The sequence below is a fragment of the Achromobacter veterisilvae genome, assembly GCF_037619525.1.
In the GTDB taxonomy this organism is placed as follows: Bacteria; Pseudomonadota; Gammaproteobacteria; order Burkholderiales; family Burkholderiaceae_B; genus Achromobacter; species Achromobacter veterisilvae.
In genome coordinates, this window is sequence record NZ_CP148753.1 from 5,680,127 (window position 1) to 5,697,214 (window position 17,088).

General features: G+C 64.9%; 16 protein-coding genes. 4 read left to right on the top strand and 12 right to left on the bottom strand.

The window, feature by feature from the left end; all coding sequences use genetic code 11:
• Positions 1–5 precede the first annotated feature (5 nt).
• From pdxK to WHX56_RS26445, 6 genes are all read right to left on the bottom strand, one after another.
• Positions 6–869, bottom strand: a complete 864-nt coding sequence (pdxK, locus tag WHX56_RS26420) for a pyridoxine/pyridoxal/pyridoxamine kinase (RefSeq protein WP_338879421.1) — start codon at positions 867–869, stop codon at positions 6–8.
• 43 nt (positions 870–912) lie between these two features.
• The gene (locus tag WHX56_RS26425; RefSeq protein WP_129241142.1) at positions 913–1,278 is read right to left on the bottom strand and encodes a cupin domain-containing protein; all 366 of its coding nucleotides are present in this window, start codon (positions 1,276–1,278) and stop codon (positions 913–915) included.
• A gap of 53 nt (positions 1,279–1,331) precedes the next feature.
• Positions 1,332–1,886: a helix-turn-helix domain-containing protein gene (locus WHX56_RS26430; protein ID WP_129241141.1), complete on the bottom strand. Its 555-nt coding sequence runs from the start codon at positions 1,884–1,886 to the stop codon at positions 1,332–1,334.
• Between the two features lie 83 nt (positions 1,887–1,969).
• Positions 1,970–2,752 carry an aldolase gene (locus tag WHX56_RS26435; protein WP_129241272.1) on the bottom strand — a complete coding sequence of 261 codons (783 nt, stop codon included), beginning with the start codon at positions 2,750–2,752 and terminating at the stop codon, positions 1,970–1,972.
• Positions 2,753–2,776: 24 nt separating this feature from the next.
• Complete coding sequence (locus WHX56_RS26440; RefSeq protein ID WP_129241140.1) at positions 2,777–3,418, bottom strand: glutathione S-transferase family protein; 642 nt, start codon at positions 3,416–3,418, stop codon at positions 2,777–2,779.
• 2 nt (positions 3,419–3,420) lie between these two features.
• Positions 3,421–4,386, bottom strand: coding sequence for a tripartite tricarboxylate transporter substrate binding protein (locus WHX56_RS26445; RefSeq protein ID WP_338879423.1), 966 nt, complete (start codon positions 4,384–4,386; stop codon positions 3,421–3,423).
• 666 nt (positions 4,387–5,052) lie between these two features.
• Here WHX56_RS26445 and WHX56_RS26450 point away from each other — a divergent pair.
• The 3 genes from WHX56_RS26450 to WHX56_RS26460 all read left to right on the top strand — a co-directional run bounded on the left by WHX56_RS26450 (position 5,053) and on the right by WHX56_RS26460 (position 9,243).
• Positions 5,053–5,559 (top strand): RNA polymerase sigma factor, encoded by a 507-nt coding sequence (locus WHX56_RS26450; RefSeq protein ID WP_062684209.1) that lies wholly within the window; start codon positions 5,053–5,055, stop codon positions 5,557–5,559.
• The gene (locus tag WHX56_RS26455) at positions 5,546–6,538 is read left to right on the top strand and encodes a FecR family protein (RefSeq protein ID WP_338879424.1); all 993 of its coding nucleotides are present in this window, start codon (positions 5,546–5,548) and stop codon (positions 6,536–6,538) included. The genes WHX56_RS26450 and WHX56_RS26455 overlap by 14 nt, the downstream gene beginning before the upstream one ends.
• 248 nt (positions 6,539–6,786) lie before the next feature.
• Entirely contained in the window at positions 6,787–9,243 is a 2,457-nt protein-coding gene (locus tag WHX56_RS26460; RefSeq protein WP_338879425.1) for a TonB-dependent siderophore receptor, read from the top strand.
• A 291-nt stretch (positions 9,244–9,534) separates the two neighbouring features.
• Here WHX56_RS26460 and WHX56_RS26465 read toward each other — a convergent pair whose 3' ends face one another.
• The 6 genes from WHX56_RS26465 to WHX56_RS26490 all read right to left on the bottom strand — a co-directional run bounded on the left by WHX56_RS26465 (position 9,535) and on the right by WHX56_RS26490 (position 15,989).
• Complete coding sequence (locus WHX56_RS26465) at positions 9,535–10,440, bottom strand: ABC transporter permease (RefSeq protein ID WP_244235025.1); 906 nt, start codon at positions 10,438–10,440, stop codon at positions 9,535–9,537.
• Between the two features lie 144 nt (positions 10,441–10,584).
• A complete protein-coding gene (locus WHX56_RS26470) occupies positions 10,585–12,144 on the bottom strand; it encodes a sugar ABC transporter ATP-binding protein (RefSeq protein ID WP_338879426.1) in 1,560 nt (519 codons plus the stop codon).
• Between the two features lie 42 nt (positions 12,145–12,186).
• Entirely contained in the window at positions 12,187–13,263 is a 1,077-nt protein-coding gene (locus WHX56_RS26475; RefSeq protein WP_338879427.1) for a substrate-binding domain-containing protein, read from the bottom strand.
• A 31-nt stretch (positions 13,264–13,294) separates the two neighbouring features.
• Positions 13,295–14,656: a metal-dependent hydrolase family protein gene (locus WHX56_RS26480; protein WP_129241131.1), complete on the bottom strand. Its 1,362-nt coding sequence runs from the start codon at positions 14,654–14,656 to the stop codon at positions 13,295–13,297.
• A 16-nt stretch (positions 14,657–14,672) separates the two neighbouring features.
• Entirely contained in the window at positions 14,673–15,494 is an 822-nt protein-coding gene (locus tag WHX56_RS26485) for an alpha/beta fold hydrolase (RefSeq protein WP_338879428.1), read from the bottom strand.
• An 84-nt stretch (positions 15,495–15,578) separates the two neighbouring features.
• Positions 15,579–15,989, bottom strand: coding sequence for a RidA family protein (locus WHX56_RS26490; protein WP_129241129.1), 411 nt, complete (start codon positions 15,987–15,989; stop codon positions 15,579–15,581).
• 345 nt (positions 15,990–16,334) lie between these two features.
• Between WHX56_RS26490 and WHX56_RS26495 the strand changes: the two genes are divergently transcribed.
• Positions 16,335–17,051, top strand: coding sequence for a GntR family transcriptional regulator (locus tag WHX56_RS26495; RefSeq protein WP_129241128.1), 717 nt, complete (start codon positions 16,335–16,337; stop codon positions 17,049–17,051).
• The last annotated feature ends 37 nt before the right edge of the window (positions 17,052–17,088 follow it).

The following is a 17,088-nucleotide window of genomic DNA, read 5'->3' on the forward strand; positions in this document are numbered from 1 at the left end:
ACCTCTTATTCGTCGACGGCCAGCTCTTCCCAGGCCAGTTCGCGGGTGCGCTCCAGCGCGACGGTGACCTGGGCGGCCGCCTCGCGCGCGGCCTGGACCAGGTCCGTGCCATTCAGCAGCCGGGCCGTCACGCTGGCCATGAACACGTCGCCCGTGCCATGCACCGACGGCGGGATGGCGATTTCGGGATGGGTCACCACGGTGGCCTCGTCCCGCGTCACCACCACCAATTGCAGCGTGCCCGGCGCGGCCGCCATGGGCGCGGCGCTGGTCACCACGACCCAATCGGGTCCGAGCGCGATCAGCTCGCGCGCGGCGGCCACCACCTCGTCGATGGACGACAGGGCCCGGCCCACCAGCAGTTCCAGTTCGAAATGATTGGGCGTCATGCCGTCGGCCAGCGGCACCAGCAGGCCGCGGTATTGCGCGACCAGCCCTTCGTCCACGTATAGGCCGTCGTTGCGGTCGCCCATGACGGGATCGATATGCACCTTCAGGCCGGGCCGCGCGGCGCGCAGCGCGGGCAGCCAGCCGGCCAGAAGATCGGCCTGCCCGGGCTGGCCCAGGTAGCCGCAGACCACCGCGCGCGCCACCCGCGTCACGCCGCGCTCGTCCAGCCCCTGCAGCAGCCCCTGGAACCAGTCCAGCGGCGTCGCGCCTCCGTGCAGGGTCGGATAGTGCGGCGTATTGCTCAGGATGACGGTGGGCACCGCGATCGCGCGCAAACCCGCCTTGCGGAAGACGGGCATGGCGGCGTTGTTGCCGACGTAGCCATAGACGACCTGGGACTGGATGGAAATAACGTCCACCTGCGCGGTGACGGCGGGCAGCGCCGCGCCCGGCGCGGGGGCAGCGGGAATTGCGGTCATATCGCTTGCTCCTGGGAGGCGGCGCCTTCGCGCGCGCCAGGCTCTACGCCATGCGGGTGATGAAATAGATCTTCTTGACGAACTGGTCCACTTCCCAGCGGCCGGTATAGCCCTCGGGCATGACGAAAGCCTCGCCCACGGTCAGTTCATGCACGGTGCCGTCCGGGTCGACCAGGCGGGCCGAACCCTCGACGATGTAGCCGAACTCGATATAGCCGGTGGTGTTGGACTGGAAGACGCCCGCGGTGCTTTCCCATACGCCGGCCTCGGCCTTGCCGCCGTTGCCCTCGAAGGCGGTCACGGTGCGGAACGCCGCGTCGCCTGAAATCGGGCGCCGCGGCTTGCCGGGCACCGGGTTCTTCATGGGGCCGGCATCGATGCGGACGAGCCGCGATTGGTCATTTTTCATGTGAAGACAGTTCCTGTATCTGTATGGGCATTATGCGGCGCGCCGGCGCGGGCTCAGTGCGCCGCCACCACCAGCACTTCGGCCATGGCGCGGCTGACGGTGCGCATGCGGTGGGGCAGTTCCGAATCGAAATAGACCGAATCGCCGGTTTCCAGGCGGAACTGGCGTTCGCCCACCTGCACCTCGATGGCGCCCTTGAGCACCAGCAGGAATTCCTCGCCGGGATGGGGGAACACGGCGGCGGCATCGGGAAATTCGCGCGGCGGATGCACCACGAAGGGCTCCATCGCCTTGACCTTGCGGCGCCCGGCCAGCGATTCGTAATGGTATTCGCTCCCCAGGCCCCGGCGCTGAAGCGCCTCGCGGTCGGCGACGCGGACCACGCTGACGACCTCTTCCTGGGCGGCGTCGTCCGACCCCACCAACTGGGACACGCCCAGGCCATAGGCCTCGGCCAGCCTCAGCACGGTGGAAATGGACGGTTCGCTCAAGCCGCGCTCCAGCTTCGAGAGGTAGCTCTTGGTCAATCCGGTGCGCTGCGCCAACTGTTCCAGGGACAGGGTTTGCTGGCGGCGCAGGGCGCGCAAGCGGTGCGGCAGGTCGATCATGGAGAAGGGGGTTGCGACAATACAACCGCTAAGAATGCCCTAAACCGGCCCGGCCGTCGAGCCGCTCCCGCCTCTTCCATGACTTAGGACAGAACGTCCGGATGCGCCCGCAGCGCCCGCCGCGCGTAGTACGAGAAGCCCACCTGCGAACGCTTGGGTGTCAGGATCCAGTCGTGGGCCTCGCGGCCCAGCGCCGGCGGGATCGGCTGGATTTTGCCGGCGGCCATGGCCAGAAGCTGCATGCGGGCCGCGCGCTCGAACTGCAGCGCCAGCACGCAGGCCTCTTCCACCGACCCGGCGGCGACCAGCATGCCGTGGTGCGACAGCAGGATAGCGCGCTTGGCCCCCAGCGCCGCCGAAATGATCTCGCCTTCCTCGTTGCCCACCGGCACGCCCGGCCAATCCTTCAGGAAGGCCACGTCGCCGTACAGCGGGCAATTGTCCATGTGCGAAATCTCCAGCGGCACTTCCAGCATGGAGAGGGACGCCGCATGCAGCGGATGCGTGTGGATGATGCAGTTCACGTCCGGGCGCGCGCGATAGATCCAGGAATGGAAGCGGTTGGCCGGATTGGGCATGCCCCCGCCTTCCTGCACGCGCAGGTCCTCGTCCACCAGCAGCAGGTTGCTGGCGGTGATCTCGTCGAAGCCCAGGCCCAGCCGCTGCGTGAAATAGCGGTCCGGCTCCGGCGCGCGGGCCGTGATCTGCCCGGCCAGGCCCGAATCGTGCCCGCCGTCGAACAGGATGCGGCAGGTCAGCGCCAGGCGTTCGCGCAGGCTCCAGTCGGGCGTTTCGAACTGGCGCTGCATCTCGGCCTTCGCCCGCGCGATCAGTTCGTCTTTTCCCAGGTGCATCGTATCAGCCATCATTTCTCCATCGGATTGAGTCGCTCATGCCGTTTCAATCAACGGCGTAAAACCCGGCAAGGCGCGCATGCGCGCCAGCCAGGCGTCGATATGGGCAAAGCCGGACAGGTCGTAGCCGCCTTCGGCCGCCATGCTCGTGTAGGGGAACAGCGCGATGTCGGCGATGGTGGGCGCCGTCCCGACCAGGTAGGTCCGGCCCGCCAGGTGCGCGTCCATCCATGCCGCCGCCTTCATGCCGGTCTCGCGCCATGCCCGCATGGCCGGATCGTCCGCCCGCGCCGTCCGGCGCAAATGGATCAGCAGGCGCGGCTGCGCGAAGGCGTGCATATGCTGCGTCTGCTCGAAGCTCAGCCAACTGCTGACCCGCGCCTGCGCCAGGCGGTCGGCGGGCAGCCACGGCGTGCCCTGCCCCAGATACCAGAGGATGGCCTGCGACTCCGCCAGCCATTCCCCTTCCGGGGTCAGCAGGGCGGGGACCTGCCGCCATGGATTGATGCGCGCGAACGCCTCCGTCTCCAGGTCGCCCTGGACAATGTCGAAAGTGCGCCGCGCGATCGGCAGGCCCATATAGCCGCAGGCCAGCCGGATCTTCCAGGCGTTGCCCGAACGCAGCGTGTCGGCCAGTTCCAGCGGCTTGCCCGCCAGGGGGTGAGGTGTCCGGCCCATCGTCAGTCCATCCTGATGTTGGCGCGCTTCACGATCTCGGCCCACTTGGCCTTCTCGCCGGCGATGAAGCGCTGGTACTCGCCGGGCGTCCCCGTGTAGAGTTGCGTGCCCTGCGAGGCCAGCCGGTCCTTCAGCTCCGCCGAGGACAAGGTCTTCTGCAAGGCGGCGCTCAGCTTTTCCAGCACGGCGGGCGGCGTGCCCGCCGGCGCGAAGAACGCATTCCAGGAGCTGATCTGCAGGCCGGCATCGCCCACTTCACCCGCGGCCGGAACGCCAGGCGCGGACGGCAGGCGCTTGTCTGCGGCCACCGCCAGCGCGCGCAACTTGCCCGACGCCGCGTGCGGCATGATCACGGGGCTGGCGTCCATCACCACGTCCACCTGGTCGCCGATCGCGGCGTTCACCGCCTCGCTGCCGCTCTTGAACGGCACGTGCACGATGTCCACGCCCGCCGTCAGCTTCAACAGTTCCAGACCCAGGTGCGGCGAACTCGCGTTGCCCGCCGAGCCGAAATTCAGCTTCGCGGGATGCGCCTTGGCGTAGGCCACGAATTCGCCGAACGTGGCCGCCGGCACGCCCGCCCGCACCGCCAGCAGGTACGGCGAACCGGACACCATGCCCACGGGCGCGAACTTGTCCGCGTCGTAGCCGAGCTTGCTGTAGATCAACGGGTTCACTACCTGCGTGCCCACCGTGCCCATGAAGATCGTATAGCCGTCCGCCGGCGCGGTGGCGGCCAACTGCGCCGCGATCACCCCGCCCGCGCCCGGGCGATTCTCGACCACGATGCCCTGCCCCAGCGCGTCGCCCATGCCCTTGCCCACCTGGCGCGCGACGATGTCCGTGATCCCGCCCGCGCCGAACGGCACCACCAGCCGGATCGGCCGCTCCGGATACGCCGCCTGGGCCCCGCCGCCCGCCATCCCCGCCGCCAGCGCCAATGCGCCCGCCATGCCCCGAAACATCATCTTCGTTCCCCTTTGTGTCGCGGATCGATTCCGCCATGACACAAAGTGTCCTATAGAACATTGATTTTCCGCAAGGAAATTTGATTTAGGGGAAACCCTGTGAAGCAGGAATAAAGTTCGCCTTTTTCGTTGAAGTTCGCCTTTCGGCTTTGGCGGGCAACACCAGCCATTGCGCGGACATCTTCTCTTCTTCTGCGCAGATGAACGGCCTGAAGGTTGAAGAAAGGCGAACTTCGCGATAAGCGCGATTAAACCGGCGCAACAGTCTTAGGCCGCGGATTTTGGCCACCTCGTACGTGCACTGAGGATGAGACGCAAGCTGCTCGAGGCACTCGGTTGTCGGCAGGGAATTGCCAGAGTGGGAAACGTCGTGCTTTGCATTAATGACACGGAGGCGTTTGCGGCCAGTGGCCGATTTCGGCCAGATACGGACGCCAAGTTCAATTGCACATGAAACGATTGCGCACACCCATGGAAAGCCATGTTGCGTCTATGGGGAACCGGCTCTCGGAATCGAAATCCGTCGCGCGGACTAGGGCCAGTGCGAGGCTCCTTTTAGTGTTAACAGGCCCTAGTGCCACGGATCGTCGGCCATGTTATTGCTGTAATGAGAATCATGATTGATAATGCCGGCCTGGTCCCCCTGCAACAGCCTCCTGCCGTTCCATGCCCCGCCATCCGCCATCCGAAAAAGGTTGGCTCGCGCATTATCGCGAGCTGATCGGGACGTGGACGCGGCGCAGCGCCAGCCGGCACGATGCGGAAGACGCCGCGCACGACGTGGTGACGAACATGTTGCGCAATGGCGACGCCGCCGTGTTGGATCCGAAGGCCTACCTCTATGGCGCCAGCCAGAATCGGTTGAATGGAGAATTCCGGCGCCAGTCGCGGCGCGAGGTGATCAGCCTTGAGGGGCTGCCGGACGCCGAGCATCCCGTGCAGACAGATCCCGAGTCCGCGATCCGGACCGCGCAACTGGCCGATGCGCTAAAGTCTGCGCTGGCCGAATTGCCGCTGAAATGCCAGCAAGTGTTCCTGTGGAACAAGCTTGAGGGCTACACGCAGGCCGAGATTGCACAGAAACTCGGGTTGACGCAAAGCACAGTCGAAAAGCACATGAAGCGCGCGTTAACCCACATCCACGACCGGTTGCAAGATCATGCCCCGCACTGATTCCCGCCCGGATCCTTCCAGCACGGCCCGCGACCAGGCCACACACTGGTTCGCGCGCGAACGCCTGGGCGCGTTGGATGCGGATGAACGCCAGGCGCGCGACGCCTGGCTGGCCGCCGACCCCGAACACCTGCGGCAGTACCAGTCGATGCAGGCCCTGTGGCGCGTGGCGGATGGCCTGCCGGACGATGAGATGCGCGGCATCCTGGCGCAGTCCGATGGCATGCCTGCGCACCCGCGTCGCCGCCGATTCGCCATGGGGTTGACGACCGCTTGTGCCTTGACGCTTGCCGCTGGCGTACTAGGCCCCCGGCTATGGTCGCCCACGCCGGAATTCAGCCAGACGCTGACGACGGCTCGCGGCGAACGCAAGCGCGTCGCCTTGCCGGACGGGTCCCTGCTGGAGCTGAACACGGATACGCAGGTCCGCGTCGTGCTGTACACGGACCACCGCCAGGTGGAACTGCTGGCGGGCGAAGCCCTGTTCACCGTCGACCCCGACGCCGCTCGGCCTTTCACGGTGCAAGCGGGGGACGCGCAGGTCGTGGTGACGGGCACGCGCTTCAATGTCCGGCGCGACGGCGATACCGTGGCGCTGGCGGTGGACGAGGGCAGCGTGGCGTTTTCCGCCGGGTCTTGGTGGAACAGGACGACCCGCCTCCTAACTGCCGGCTATGTGGCGCAGTACACACCCGGGGCCGCGCTGGCCGCGCCGCACCAGGAAAACGTGGCGGCAGTCACCGCGTGGCAGCGTGGCCGGCTGGTGTTCCGCGATACGCCCCTGGCGCAGGTGGCGGCGGAACTGAACCGCTACCTGCGCAATCCGCTGCGGATACGCGACCGGAAGCTCGCGCAGTTGCGCGTGGCGGGCACCTTGCCCATCGATGAGCCAGAATCCGTCCTAAACGTGCTGCCACAGATTGCGCCTGTGACCGTGCTCTACCTCGGCGACGGCAGCGCCGTCCTGGTCCCGCGCTGAGCACCGCTCCTCCTTATTCCTTTCAGGGATTCGTTCCGGCGGTCGCATTGCATGCCCATTCCCTGCGCGTCGGGTATGAATTATTTTGTTTCAAACTATCTATCGAGAATCATTCCGGTTTTCCCCCATCTGCGGCGTCTAGGCATTGAAGGGGGACGTCGCAAGCCGATCTCGACCCTGAAAGCAACCTTAGGCCAAGGGTATCGGGCGCTAAATGCGCGGGCAGTTGAACGGGATTTTCTCTACTGATGATGAACAAGCAAGACAAGCAGCGCGCCTCGGCGCACGGCGCATGCGGCGCCCTGGCGATTTCCTTGGCGCTAGCGTGGGGCGCGATGCCTCGCGACGCCGTGGCGCAGACGGCGCCCGTGCAGATCAGCATCACGGCGCAGCCGCTGGGCGATGCGCTGATCCAACTGGGCGAACAGGCGTCGCTGGTGATCTTCTACCTACCCGAAACCGTGCGCGGCCGCTACGCGCCGGCGGTGTCGGGCCGTCTGACCCCGGACGATGCGCTGCGCCGCCTGCTGGCCGGTACCCAACTGACTTTCCAGATCAGCGGCAACAGCGTCACGATCGTTCCGGCCGCGGCGCCGGGCGGCGTCACGACGTTATCGCCGATCTCGGTGACGGGCCGCGTGGAATCAGCCACCGGCCCGGTGGACGGCATGGTCGCTCGACGCAGCGCCACGGGCACCAAGTCGGACGTCAGCGTGCTTGAAACGCCGCAATCCCTGAGCATCATCACCCCCGACCAGATGGACGTGCAGGGGGCCACCAACCTCGAACAAACCGTGCGTTACACGCCCGGCATCCGCAGCGAAATCCTGGGCGCGGGCACCGAACGCGACAAGATCTACATCCGCGGCTTCGAGCCGAACTACTACCTGGACGGCATGATGCTGCCCTATGGCGCCGCCGGACAGGGGTCGCGCATCGAGCCCTACGGCCTGGAGCGCATCGAAGTGCTGCGGGGTCCCTCGTCCGTGCTGTATGGGCAGAACCCGCCCGGGGGCATCATCAACATGGTGAGCAAGCGCCCGACCGCGGAGCCGCTGCGCGAAATCGCCCTGGAAGGCGGGAATTTCGATCGCCGCCAGGTGGCCGCGGACTTCAGCGGCCCGATCGACGAGGAAGGCAAGTTTCTCTACCGCCTGACCGCGCTCAAGCGCAACAGCGACACGCAGGTGGACTACGCGCGCGACGACCGCGATTACGTGGCGCCCAGCTTCACCTGGAAGCCTTCCGCCGCCACCAGCCTGACCGTGCTGGGGCAGTACCAGCGCGACGACGCGGACGTGTCGGTGATGTACCTGCCGGCCTGGGGCACGCTGTACAAGAACCCGTACGGCGACATCCCGCGCGACCGCAACGTCGACGAGCCCGACCACGACAAGTTCAAGCGCTACTACCGGTCGATTGGCTATCTCTTCGAGCATCACTTCAACGACAAGCTCACCGTCAGGCAGAACCTGCGCTATGCCGACGTGGACGTCACGGCCTATTCCGTCTACGGCACGGGCCTGATCATGAACCCCGTCACGCAGCTTCCCAGCGACTACCGCACGTTGTCGCGCTACCAGTGGGACGTCGACCGCTATCAGTCGTTCTTCACACTGGACAATCAGGCGCAGGCCAAATTCCAGACCGGCGCGCTCAGCCACGACCTGCTACTGGGCCTGGACTACAAGCGCGCAACGCTGGACCAGACGGTGCACGGCGGCGTCGGGCCCACCATCGACATCTACAACCCGGTCTATCGCGACATCGGCCGCGGCGCGAAGGTGGTCGACGGCTACGAAGAGCAGCACCAGATCGGCCTGTACCTGCAGGACCAGGTCAAGCTCGAGCGCTGGCTGCTGACGATGGGCGGTCGCTATGACTGGACCGACAAGACCAACCGCAACCGCATGACCAACGTCAAGACCACCTCCGACGACAACGTCTTCACCGGCCGGATGGGCCTGACGTACCTGGCGGAGTCCGGCCTGGCGCCGTACGCCAGCTATTCAACGTCGTTCGAGCCCGTCTCCGGCACCGGCTATGGCGGAACGCCGTTCGAGCCCACCAAGGGCCGCCAGTACGAAGTGGGCGTGAAGTACCAGCCGCACAACTCCAACAGCCTGATCACGGTGTCGGCCTTCCATCTGACGCAGGAAAACGTGTTGACGCCGGACATCGAGCACCGCAACTGCGCGCTCTATCCCGGCACCTGCGGCAACTTCAATGAGCAGACCGGCGAAGTCGAGGTCAAGGGCCTGGAATTCGAGGGCCGCGCAAGCCTGACCGACAGCCTGAACCTGATCACGACCTACGCCTACACCACGTCGGAAATTACGCGCAGCAACACGGCCACCCTCGGCAAGCAGCAGCCGCTGATTCCGCGCCACCAGGCGTCGGCGTGGGCGGACTACACGATCGGCGGCGGGCCGCTCGCCGGCCTGCGCATCGGCGGCGGGGTCCGCTACGTAGGCACGTCCTATGGCGACAGCACCAACACCCTGAAAACGCCGTCGTACACGCTGGTGGACGCCGCCCTGCAATACGACCTGGGAATGCTGAGCTCGCAGCTCAAGGGCGCGCGGGTGTCGCTAAACGTGAACAACCTGTTCGACCGCCGCTACCTGACGACGTGCGCCGCCGTCAGCGCGTGCTTCTACGGCCCAGGCCGCGTGGTCGTGGCCCAGGTGCGCTACCGCTGGTAGCCGCCCGTCAGGCGCGCATCGGCCGGGCCAGCTCCCCGGCTATGCGCGCATGGGCCTCGCCGGCCTCGGCCACCATGTTCCTGACCTTCCCCCGTAATTTGGACAGTTCAAAACTGGAGGGTGGCCATGAAACCCAAGCGGATCAGCGAGCCGCAGTCAGTTCGCATGAACTGGGCGAGAAAGCGGTGGCGATACCGGTGTTTCCCAAGACCTACAAGGCCGGCCTCGTCGCTGCCGGCGGGCATGGGGCTGGAAGGCTCCAAGATCACGCGCATCACGCCCTGATCACTCTTATCTCGCCGCGGCGGTGCGCAGGCGGTCCAGGATGACCGCCAGGATGATGACCACGCCGATGACCAGCGTCTGATAATAGGCGGACACTCCGACCATATTCATGATGTTGGACAGCATGCTCAGTATCACCACACCGTATACCACCTGGCGTATGCCGCCCGCGCCCCCGGTCAGCGCCACGCCGCCCAGCACGACGGCGGCCAGCGACTCCAGCGTCAGATTCGGCGCCGCCACCGGTTGCGCCGACCCGACCCACGCGGTCAACACCACGCTGCCGATCGCGGCGCACAGGCCGCTGGCCGCATAGGTCAAGATCGTGGTCATCTTGACGTTGATGCCCGATTTGGTCGCGGCCGACAGGCTGGAACCGACGGCATACACATGGCGGCCGAAAACGGTGTGGCGCAGGACCAGTCCAGCGGTTGCCGCGCAGATCACCCCGATCCAGACCGTGGAAGGAATGCCCAGCAACGCCCCATAGCCGATGGTGTCCGCGTAGGCGGGGTTGATGTTGTAGATCGGAACGCCGCTGGAGAGAATCAGGGCCGTGGCCTGGGCGACCGAAAGAATGCCCAGGGTCACCACCAGCGGACTGACCCTGAAACAGGCGATGATGGCCCCGGAGAGCGAGCCCACGGCTACACCCGTGCCCAACATCACCGCGACACCCGCGACCGGGCCGTATTGCTCCATCGTCAATACGCCGACGACGCCGGCCAGGGACATGACCGCCGCCAGCGACAGGTCCAGCCCGCCGCTGATGATCGCGAAGGCCTGGCCGACCGCCAGTATCAACAGCGGCATCATCTGCGTGGCGAGGTTGCGCAGGTTGTCGAGCGAAGCGAACTTCGGCTCCACGAGCGACGTCCCCACGGCCATGATTACGATGAATATGGGCAACATCAAGCTCGAGCCGATCTGCCTCGGCTTTCCGGTTCCCGCCCTGCCGCCATTGCCGAATTCCATCCTTAGACCTTGCATTCTGGATATCTCTATATAGTGGGTTCACCGGTCTCGCACCCGGCGCCGTGGCGGCGCCGCGCCTGCTCAGTGCGCGGCCGAGTTCTGGCCGAGCACGTCCGCGACTATCTCCGCCTGGTCGCCCAGCGTCGGGTTTTCATACCGTTGAGCCACCCTGCCTTCGTAGAAAGTCAGCACGCTGTGGCACAACTGGATCGTTTCCATGAGATCGCTGGAGAGCAACACGACGCAGACGCCGGATTGCGCCAGATCCCGTATGCGATCGTGCAGACTGAGCTTGGCACTGATGTCGATGCCCGCGGTAGGTTCCTCCAACACCAGGACGTGGCGCGCCCGCGCCATCGCTCTGGCCATCAGGACCTTCTGCTGGTTGCCTCCGCTCAGGCCCGTGATCGGCAAGTCCATGTCGGCGTATTTGACTCCGAAATGGCTCAAGGTCCTCGACGTCTCCGCACGCTCGGCATTGCTCGAGACAAAGCCATACCGGCCGAGCCTGTCCAGCATGGACAGGCACAGGTTCTCCCGAATCGAGAGCGAGGGAAAAATGCCGTTGCTGGCCCGGCCGGCGGGCAAGTACGAAACGCCGCAAGCTGCCGCATCCGCGGGATCCCGGGGATCGAAGCGCCGCCCCGCCAGTTCGAATTGGAACTCCCTGCAACGCGCAGCCCCCGACAACGCATGAATCAGCCGCTCGGCGCCGGAGCCGACCACCCCGTATAGTCCTATGATTTCTCCACGCCGCACCCCGATGGACTCCGGGGCGCCGCAACGCCTGCGCAGGCCGTCAATCCGGAGCACTTCTTCACTGTGTTCCTGGCGGCCATCCGTCGGCGTCGCCTTGGGCAGCTTGCCGCCCGTCAATCTTTCCAGAATATGGTTGGCGTCCAGGCCCGGATGCATGAGAAACGAATCGACCAGGCTGCCGTTGCGCATGATGCTGACTCTGTCGGCCAGTTCCACGACGTCGTCGACATGGTGCGTGACCAGCACCAGGGATTTCCCCGCATCGCGCAGGCCGCGCAGCACTTTGAAGAGGTTTCCCTTTTCCGCGGCGCCCAGCATGGCCGTGGGCTCGTCCAGGATCAACAGGGTAGGCGCCTGAAGCAGCGCCTTGGCTATTTCCACCAGTTGCTGCGAACCGACGGACAGCTCCCTGACCGGGATCTCCACATCCAGTTCGCAACCCAGGCTGACGAGCACGGCACGGGCCTCCTCCGTTTCCTCGGCATGGCGCAGCAGGCTGAACGGCCCTCCCGCCTTCTGCGAGCCCAGGCGCAGATTCGCGCGGACCGACAGGTCCGGTGCCAGCGAAAGCTCCTGGAACACCATGGCCAGCCCGCGCGCGCGCGAATCCTTGATGGTCTTGAACGCGACGCCGCCCCCGCCGACTTCCAGCGTGCCCTCGTCGGGCGCGTACAGGCCGCCGATTATCTTCCCGATGGTCGACTTGCCCGCCCCGTTTTCCCCCAGCACGCAGTGGATCTCGCCGGGATGGAAGTCGATCGACACCTGGTTCAATGCCAGCGTGGCGCCGAATCGCTTGGAGACACCTTTCAGTGACACCAATGCTTGCGCATGATCGATTGCCGGCACCGGCCCGGCCGCCTCGCGTTGTTCGCCTTGCATATGCGCCCCTTGCCTAATCCGGACCGGTTGATCGAACGCAGCTCATTGCGACGACGTGATGTTCCAGCCCTTCGGCGGAATGTCGTATTCATCGAACGCGTATTTCGAGACGTTCTCGGGCGTGATGACGACCGGAGGCGTCAGCAGATGCGGATACTTCAGCGAACCGTCCTTGACCATGTTCGGCATCGGTTTGCCTTCGCGGTCCCGGATCGCATATTGGACGATAAGGCGTCCCATCAGGATTCCAGGCTCCGACGCCACGGCCAGCATGCGCCCGTCCTTGACCAGAGGAATCGCTTCACGGACGATGGCGCTCGACACGACCTTGACGTTCTTGCGCTGCTGGCGAACCGCCTGCACCGCGCCCATGCCCAGCGAGATCACCGGGGTGTAGATGAAATCCGCGCCGGGATCCCGCAGCAGAAGGTCGGAAGCCTGGGACATGCCATAGGCAAGGTCCAGCGAGCCGCCGAACGCCCCCGGCTTGACGGTCATGCCCGGGCACTTCTTGGCCTCGCCTTGAAACGCCTCGAACCGCAGCCGCGCCCATTCCGCGCCGGCCGGGCCCGGAATGGGCAGCGTGGTCGAGTTCGGCTTTACCGCGCACAGCGCCTTGGCCAGCGCGATCCCGATCGCGCCCTCATCCTGGCCCACGCCGAAGGCGACATTGGGGCTGTTTACCGGGATGCCCGCGGCCAGCACCTTCGTCCCGCCCTCCCGCAGGTTCTTGAACATGGCGTCATAGCCATCGAAGCTTGCGGCGCCGACGACGACATAGTCGGCGCCCCGCGCCTTCAGGCTTTCCAGTTGGGCGAACTGTTCCCGCACATTGCCGTATGCGCCGGCGACGGAAACCTGCAGCACATTGACGCCGCTGCGCTTGGCTTCGTCTTGAATGCCATACGCGATGCCCTTCCAGAAATCATCCTGCAGGTGAACCAGCGTCACCCCCAAGGTGAACGGCTTGTCGGCCTTCAGCGGCTCGACCAGCCCCTTCAGCCGGTCGGCTTCCGCCGCCGTGGCGGCATTCATACCTACGCCCAGAACCGCCATTGCGGCCAGGACGGCGCCCAGAACCGCCGGAAAACGCTTGAAACCATAGCCAAACATCTTCATACGACCTCCAGATGAGGAGAGTTGTCGGGTTTTATTCGGGAAGAAAGTTGCCGCGCCGGTTCGCCTCGTCGTAGACGTACAGTCCGGACAAGAAGGTCTTGGTGCGCTCGTACCACATCCTGCGGCGCGGATTCGGGGCGATTCTGTCCACCGGCTTTCCCCCTTGCAAGATGTAGTCGAACTCGCCGGGACGCTGAAGCAGGGTGATGTCCTTGGTCGGGTCGCCAGGCAGGACCAGGATGTCCGCATAGCGCCCTTTCTCTAGCTTGCCGACCTTGTCGCGGTAGCGCGGCGAGAGAAGCCGGGTCACGGCCAAGGTGTTTGAATGAATGGCCTGCAACGGCGTCAGTCCCAACAGCTTGACGAATATTTCCATCTCGCGCGCGTGCCATTGGCCGTAAGGCACGGGGGACCAACCGCTCTCGCTGCCGGCCAGTAGCGGCACGCCGGCGTCATAGGCCTGGCGCAGGTTCTTGCGGGCGGCGTCGACCTCGCGCTGGAACGCCGCGGCCCCCGAAGCGCCGGCGCTGGCCTGGTTGGCCTCGATGAGGTTGACCAGCAGCGTCAGCGTCGGCGTGATAACGCTGCCGGACTTCAGGCAGGCCTCGATGCCGGCTTCATCGATATACGACGCGTGGAACAGGTTGTCGAAACCCGCCAGGGCGGCGTCGCGCGCGGATATCCTGGAGCGCGCATGGATGCTACAGATCTTGCCGAGCCGATGGGTCTCGTCGGCGATGATTTTCAGTTCTTCGACCGTGAAGGCGGACACGTCCGCCGAATCGGGCGTGATGAGGTTGTCGTTGGATCCGGAAACCTTGATGGCATCGACGCAGTCCTTCACTTGCAGCCGTACCGCCTCGACCAGGTCGTCCCGGGTCTTGACCAGCACGGCAGCCTGGCCCGGCGGGAACGCCATCTCGCTGGGAAACGCGTCCTCCAGGCCTTGATGATTGGTGATCTGCCGGCCGGACACCGTGTAGCGCGGCCCGGGAAACATGCCGCTCTCGATGGCGTCCCGCACCGCCTGCGCCACCGCGTAGGTGGTGGCGGCGTCGAATGCGCTGGTCACTCCCGCCTGGAGTATCTTCTTGGCGTTATAGATGGCCTTGATCGAACGGAACTCGACCGGCGAGTACAGCGCATTCTCTTCTTCGGAGCGCGACTCGCCGAAAGAAATATGCGTATGGCCGTCGATCAAGCCGGGCATGATCGACCGGCCGGGCAATTCCACCACCTCATAGTCCTGGGCCGCGAAGTGGGCCGGCAATGCCCCGGACTCGCCTACCCAGGCAATGTGCTCTCCTTCGGTCACGACGATTCCGCGTTCAATGGGCGCATCGAGCGTCCCGTCGATGACCCTGCCCTTGAGCAAGTAGCCTTTCTTGTTCATGGATTCCCCTTTACTTTCATTCGTTGTCCAGATGGCGGCGGAAGAAATCCGACGCCAGTGCCAGGAACGTAGCGGTGCGCTCGACGGCGACGGAGTGGGAGCATTCGCTCAACAACACGACATCCGCGGTCGCCAGGCCGCCGGCCAGCTCGATCGTCGACGACATGGGAAAGGCTTCGTCGTCCCTGCCGTGGAGCATCAGCACCGGTTGCGCAATGCGTTCAAGTGTCGGCTTCGCGACGACCGCGGCATCGATGTATTGCTGCTTGTCGCCGCCGAACATTGAATCGAAATAGTCGGCGTAGCCTTCGGCGTAGATGACCTTTTCACGCGCCTCGTAATAGGCCTCGCCAATTCCGGACGTATCGTGGATCAGCCCGCCGATCGCCTTGCGGAGTTCTTCCCGGTTACGCGGACAGGTCCAGGTTCGCGCGGTGCCGTCCTTCAGATCGAACCTGGCGCCCATTGCGCCCGTGGTCATCACCGCCGCCACCTTGGACGACCGCGCGGCCACCGTGAGCGCGATCGAAGCGGACAGCGAATGGCCGATCACCCCCGCGCGTTCGGCGGGAATGAGATCGAGCATCGCGGCGGCCTGCCGCACCCAGAGTTCGTAGTCGAAAAACGGCGCGGCAGGCTTTCGGCCGCTGCCGCCAAAGCCAATCAGGTCCATTGCGAAGACCTCGTACTTGCTGGCCAACGGCTCCATGACGGCCTTCCAATTGCCGATACTGGATGCCCCCGGCCCGGAGCCGTGCAACAACAGCAGCGGCCGGCCCTGGCCGGCGCGCAGATATTGGACCTCTGTACCTTCGAAGCTGAACGATTCGGTTCTCAACGGACTTCCCCTACGGTCAAACACAACTGCCCCCCCGGCGCGAAGCGCGGCTTCGGGCATCGCGCCCGGGCGGACTCGGGCGTGTCAGGCGACGTGCACGATGGCTTCCACCTCAAGCAGGAAGTCCTCCTTGACCAGGCGGTCCACTACCAGCAAGGTGTTGGGCGGCAGTTCCGCCCCCTTGAACCACTTCGGAAAATATTCGGCACGCAGCTTCATGAATAGGTCGATGTCCTGCGAATGCACGAAGTACGTCGTGAACTTGACGACGTTGTTGAAGTCGCCCCCCATGCCGCGGAGCACGTCGCCGAGATTGCGGAAGATCTGCTCGAACTGGGCCTTGAAATCGTTCTTGCCAACCACATTGCCGTCTGCGCCCACCGACAACTGGCCCGCGACGAACAACAACTTTCCGTCCGCCGTTCCGATATGCGAATACAGACCTTGCGCGGGCGCGCAGCCTTTCGGGTTGACGTACTTCACTTGGCTGGACATGACTGCTCCTGGAACGAGGGATGGGAGGTTGACGTCACGGCGCAATGGGCGCCGCGGCATCGAGCGGGCGTCGCGAGGCCTGCGCTACGGCACAGACCATCGGCCCGCCTTGCCTGGAAAAATTGTATAAAATTTGTCGCTAACAGGATTGAAGTCTAAGCTCGTGGCGACAAGTATGAATTAGTACATACCCTTGTCTGGCTGTGGTATTTTGGCTTTTGTCCTGGATTTTCAGGTGCTTCAGCGCTAGAATCCGCCTGTGCACGATTCCAAAACCACGCTCGGATTCCAAGAATCTATTTTGTATAAAATCTTGAAAACCAGCGTGTTACCCGGCCCAGCCCCATGTCTATCGACCAACTTTCAGCCCAGGCTTCCAATCAGACTTTGCCGAGCATGGTCTACCAGAAGGTGCGCGATGCCATCCTGAACGGCGTGTTCCGTCCCGGCCAGATGTTGCGGCAGGACGAGGTGGCCAATCGGCTCGGCGTCAGCCGCAGCCCCCTGCGCGAAGCCCTGCCCCGCCTGGAGGCGGACGGAATCGTCGTTCTCCATCCGCGCCGAGGCTATGCCGTGGCAACCCTGGACCCGCAACAGATCAACGAGGTCTTCGACCTGCGCCGGCTGCTGGAGACCGAACTCGCCAGGCGCGCCATCGTGAAGCGCACCGAGGCCGACATCGCCGCGGTCTATGCGATCGCCTCGGAGATGGGCGGCCTTGCCGAGCACACCGACGACGAAAGCTGGGCGCAATGGTTCGACCTGAATACGCGCTTCCACAAAGCCATGCTGAGTCCGGCGGACAGCCCTCATCACCTGCGCGCGCTGGAGCATTCGCGAACCCTGATCGAAAGCTACATACGCACCGAAACCAGGCTCACCGGCGATCTGCGGGAAGCGCAGCAAGAGCACATCCAGCTCGCCCAGGCATTCGTGCTGGGCGATGCCGACCGATTCGTCCAGCTCACCCGGGACCACTCCGAGCACACCCGCGCCCGCCTGCTTGCCGGCTTGCCGCAAGCGGAAATCGATTCGACCGACGAAAAGCAGGAGCAGCCGTGAAACTCGCAACACGATCTGTTGAAGACTAGACCGTCCC

Bases quoted from the DNA above. Each gene is read 5' to 3' on its own strand.
- WHX56_RS26440 (WP_129241140.1), bottom strand. From the start codon at position 3,418: ATGGGCCGGACACCTCACCCCCTGGCGGGCAAGCCGCTGGAACTGGCC.
- WHX56_RS26465 (WP_244235025.1), bottom strand. From the start codon at position 10,440: ATGTTGCCCATATTCATCGTAATCATGGCCGTGGGGACGTCGCTCGTG.
- WHX56_RS26425 (WP_129241142.1), bottom strand. From the start codon at position 1,278: ATGAAAAATGACCAATCGCGGCTCGTCCGCATCGATGCCGGCCCCATG.
- WHX56_RS26490 (WP_129241129.1), bottom strand. From the start codon at position 15,989: ATGTCCAGCCAAGTGAAGTACGTCAACCCGAAAGGCTGCGCGCCCGCG.
- WHX56_RS26460 (WP_338879425.1), top strand. From the start codon at position 6,787: ATGATGAACAAGCAAGACAAGCAGCGCGCCTCGGCGCACGGCGCATGC.
- WHX56_RS26475 (WP_338879427.1), bottom strand. From the start codon at position 13,263: ATGAAGATGTTTGGCTATGGTTTCAAGCGTTTTCCGGCGGTTCTGGGC.
- WHX56_RS26470 (WP_338879426.1), bottom strand. From the start codon at position 12,144: ATGCAAGGCGAACAACGCGAGGCGGCCGGGCCGGTGCCGGCAATCGAT.
- WHX56_RS26430 (WP_129241141.1), bottom strand. From the start codon at position 1,886: ATGATCGACCTGCCGCACCGCTTGCGCGCCCTGCGCCGCCAGCAAACC.
- WHX56_RS26495 (WP_129241128.1), top strand. From the start codon at position 16,335: ATGTCTATCGACCAACTTTCAGCCCAGGCTTCCAATCAGACTTTGCCG.
- WHX56_RS26455 (WP_338879424.1), top strand. From the start codon at position 5,546: ATGCCCCGCACTGATTCCCGCCCGGATCCTTCCAGCACGGCCCGCGAC.
- WHX56_RS26450 (WP_062684209.1), top strand. From the start codon at position 5,053: ATGCCCCGCCATCCGCCATCCGAAAAAGGTTGGCTCGCGCATTATCGC.
- WHX56_RS26445 (WP_338879423.1), bottom strand. From the start codon at position 4,386: ATGATGTTTCGGGGCATGGCGGGCGCATTGGCGCTGGCGGCGGGGATG.
- WHX56_RS26480 (WP_129241131.1), bottom strand. From the start codon at position 14,656: ATGAACAAGAAAGGCTACTTGCTCAAGGGCAGGGTCATCGACGGGACG.
- WHX56_RS26435 (WP_129241272.1), bottom strand. From the start codon at position 2,752: ATGGCTGATACGATGCACCTGGGAAAAGACGAACTGATCGCGCGGGCG.
- pdxK (WP_338879421.1), bottom strand. From the start codon at position 869: ATGACCGCAATTCCCGCTGCCCCCGCGCCGGGCGCGGCGCTGCCCGCC.